This is a genomic window from Hydrogenophaga sp., assembly GCF_026125825.1.
Taxonomy (GTDB): Bacteria; Pseudomonadota; Gammaproteobacteria; order Burkholderiales; family Burkholderiaceae_C; genus Hydrogenophaga.
In genome coordinates, this window is the sequence record NZ_JAHCKK010000192.1 from 1 (window position 1) to 3062 (window position 3062).

General features: G+C 68.1%; 4 protein-coding genes and 1 pseudogene. All 5 read left to right on the forward strand.

Going from position 1 to position 3062, the window contains the following annotated elements; translation table 11 throughout:
• On the forward strand, positions 1 to 283 hold a 283-nt coding region (locus KIT86_RS24760), incomplete at its 5' end, for an SPOR domain-containing protein (RefSeq protein ID WP_297403355.1).
• Between the two features lie 71 nt (positions 284 to 354).
• Positions 355 to 1008, forward strand: a complete 654-nt coding sequence (locus KIT86_RS24765; protein ID WP_297403357.1) for a thiol:disulfide interchange protein DsbA/DsbL — start codon at positions 355 to 357, stop codon at positions 1006 to 1008.
• Positions 1009 to 1130: 122 nt separating this feature from the next.
• Positions 1131 to 1766: a lipopolysaccharide transport periplasmic protein LptA gene (gene lptA / locus KIT86_RS24770; RefSeq protein ID WP_297403359.1), complete on the forward strand. Its 636-nt coding sequence runs from the start codon at positions 1131 to 1133 to the stop codon at positions 1764 to 1766.
• A gap of 50 nt (positions 1767 to 1816) precedes the next feature.
• Entirely contained in the window at positions 1817 to 2560 is a 744-nt protein-coding gene (lptB, locus tag KIT86_RS24775; RefSeq protein WP_297403361.1) for an LPS export ABC transporter ATP-binding protein, read from the forward strand.
• A gap of 130 nt (positions 2561 to 2690) precedes the next feature.
• Positions 2691 to 3062 (forward strand): annotated as a pseudogene (locus KIT86_RS24780) (RNA polymerase factor sigma-54); the annotation flags it as partial.

Consider the following 3062-nt stretch of genomic DNA (forward strand, 5'->3'; position numbering starts at 1 on the left):
AGCGCCCGCGGCGCCGACCCCCAGCGCCGCTGCGCCCGGTGCCGATCCGTTCACCTACTTTGTGCAGGCCGGTGCCTTCCGCACACCGGAAGATGCGGAAGCCCAGCGCGCCAAGCTCGCCATGCTGGGCATCGATGCCGCGATCAGCGAGCGCGAGCAGAACGGCCGCACGGTCTTTCGCGTGCGCGTGGGGCCTTTCAACCAGAAGGCCCTGGCGGATCTGACGCTGGAGCAGCTGCAGGTCAACCACATCGAATCGGCCCTGGTGCGCGTGCAGCGCTGAGCCCGTTCGGGCGGGAACTTTTGCCGGCCCCGCCTGCCCCAACCGGGCTCGTCTCCCTGGAGTTTCAATTCATGCAACGTCGCGACTTCTCCCGTTCCCTGCTGGCTGCCGGCACCACCGCCCTGGGTGCCGCCAGCGGCCTGACCCTCACGCCTGCCCTGGCGCAGCGCGTGGGCCCCAAAGAAGGCGTGGACTTCACGCGCCTGCCCAAGCAGGTGCCCGTGCAGAGCCCTGCGGGCCAGGTCGAAGTGCTGGAATTCTTCGCCTACAGCTGCATCCACTGCTTCAATTTCGAGCCGCTCTTCGAGGACTGGATCCAGAAGAAGCCCGCCTACGTGACCGTCAGGCGCATGCCGGTCGCCTTCAGTCCGCAGTTCGTGCCCATGCAGCGCCTGTACTTCACGCTGGAGGCCATGAACCTGGTCGACAAGCTGCACGCCAAGGTGTTCCGGGCCATCCATGAGGAGCGCCTGCCGCTGACCACGCCGCCGGCCATCATCGACTGGGTCGCCAAGCAAGGCGTGGACCGTGCGAAGTTCACCGAGATCTTCGACATCGCCGCGACCGGTCAGAAGGCCCAGCAGGCCGTGAACCTGCAGGATGCCTACGGGGTGGAGGGCACGCCCGCCCTGGGCATCGCCGGCCGCTTCTACCTTCCGGGCCAGGGCCCGCGCACCCTGGTGGTGGCCAATGCGCTGATCGCCGAATTGCGCACCAAGGCCTGAAGCCGCTGCCTGTCCCGCTCACAAGGCCCGCCCCGTGCGGGCCTTGTGGTTTGTGTGCCGCAACCCCTGGGAGCGAGGTTGTCGCCGCTACAATGAATGCAAGTTTCGTGCCCTCAAATCCCATGCCCTTCCTCCCCACTTCCCGCCGCGCCGTTTCCTGGGCCCTTTGCCTGTCCGCTGCGCTGTGGTGCGCGGGCACCGCCCAGGCCGAAAAAGCCGACCGCAACCAGCCCTTGAACGCCGAGGCCGATGCGCTGCGTCACGACGACGCGCGCCAGACCAGCGTGTTCACCGGCAACGTGGTTATCACCAAGGGCACCATCCTCATCCGGGGCGACCAGGTGGAGGTGCGGCAGGACGCCCAGGGCAACCAGTTCGGCATCGTGCATGGCAAGCCGGGCTTCTTCCGCCAGAAGCGCGACCTGGTCGACGAATTCATCGAAGGCACGGGCCAGCGCATCGACTACGACAGCAAGGCCGATACCGTGCGCTTCACCGGCAACGCGGTGCTCAAGCGCTTCAAGGGCACCCAGCTCAACGACGAGACCACGGGCAACGTGATCGTCTACAACAACACCACCGACGTGTTCACCGTGGACGGTGGGGAGGCCAACCGCACGCCGCAGAACCCCACCGGCCGGGTGCGTGCCATGCTCACCCCGGTGCCCAAGGAAGGCGGCGTCCCCGCCACCCCAGCGCCGCCTGCCCCGCCGGCCACGCTCAAACCCAGTCCCCAGCTCCAAGAGGGCCGCCAGTGACGGATGCCGCTCGCAGCCCGGCGGCCGCCCCCAAGGGCCGCCCCGCCCCGATGGTCAGTCGCCTCGAAGCGCGTGGCCTGCAGAAGTCCTACGGCAGCCGCAAGGTGGTCAAGGACGTGTCGCTCGCGGTCTTCAAGGGCGAGGTGGTCGGCCTGCTCGGCCCCAACGGCGCGGGCAAGACCACGTCCTTCTACATGCTGGTCGGCCTGCTGCGCTCCGATGCGGGCCAGATCCTGCTGGACAACCAGCCGATCGAGAGCCTGCCCATCCACCGCCGCGCCCGCCTGGGCCTGGGCTACCTGCCGCAAGAAGCGTCGATCTTCCGCAAGCTGAGCGTGGCCGACAACGTGCGCGCCGTGCTGGAGCTGCAGGAGGACGGGCAGGGCAGGTCGCTGGACCGCGCCACCATCGAGTCCCGGCTGGACGCCCTGCTGCAGGATCTGCATGTGGATCACCTGCGCGACTCGCCTGCGCCGGCGCTCTCCGGTGGCGAACGCCGCCGCGTGGAGATCGCCCGCGCCCTGGCCACCGAGCCGCGCTTCATCCTCCTGGACGAACCCTTCGCGGGCATCGACCCGATCGCCGTCATCGAGATCCAGCGCATCATCGGTTTTCTCAAATCGCGTGGCATCGGGGTGCTGATCACCGACCACAACGTGCGCGAAACGCTGGGCATCTGCGACCGCGCCTACATCATCAACGACGGCCACGTGCTCACCAGCGGCACCCCCGCCGAGATCGTGGAAAACGCCGACGTCCGCCGGGTCTACCTCGGCGAACACTTCAGGATGTGATGGTCGGCATGTTGTTCAAGCCATGCGGGCCAAGAGCGGCCCTGTCGTCCAGAGCATCCGAGGATCCGGCTTTGCCGGTCCCGGTTTGCGCCCCCCCGGGTGAGACGCGCGCTGCGCGGCAGGGGGGCACATGAAGCAAGGACTTTCCCTTCGCGTCTCGCAGCACCTGGCGCTCACGCCCCAGCTGCAGCAGTCCATCCGGCTGCTGCAGCTCTCCACGCTGGAGATGGCGCAAGAGGTCGAGCAGATGCTCGACGAAAACCCCTTCCTCGAACGCGCCGAAGAGATGGCCGAGCGCGAGACGTTCGGGCTGGATCAGACCGATGTGCCGGTAAGCGCGGGCGAGCAGATCGTCGAGGCGGCCTTGCCGGAAGGGCCAACGCCCCTGTCCTCGTCCCAGGAACCGGCCAGCGCCAGCGCCAGCACCGACAGCGGTGACGGCGACGGCCTGGAAAGCCGGCTCGACGGCGCCACCCCGGTGGAGGAAAGCTGGGAGGGCGAC

Bases quoted from the DNA above. Each gene is read 5' to 3' on its own strand.
- KIT86_RS24765 (WP_297403357.1), top strand. From the start codon at position 355: ATGCAACGTCGCGACTTCTCCCGTTCCCTGCTGGCTGCCGGCACCACC.
- lptA (WP_297403359.1), top strand. From the start codon at position 1,131: ATGCCCTTCCTCCCCACTTCCCGCCGCGCCGTTTCCTGGGCCCTTTGC.
- lptB (WP_297403361.1), top strand. From the start codon at position 1,817: ATGGTCAGTCGCCTCGAAGCGCGTGGCCTGCAGAAGTCCTACGGCAGC.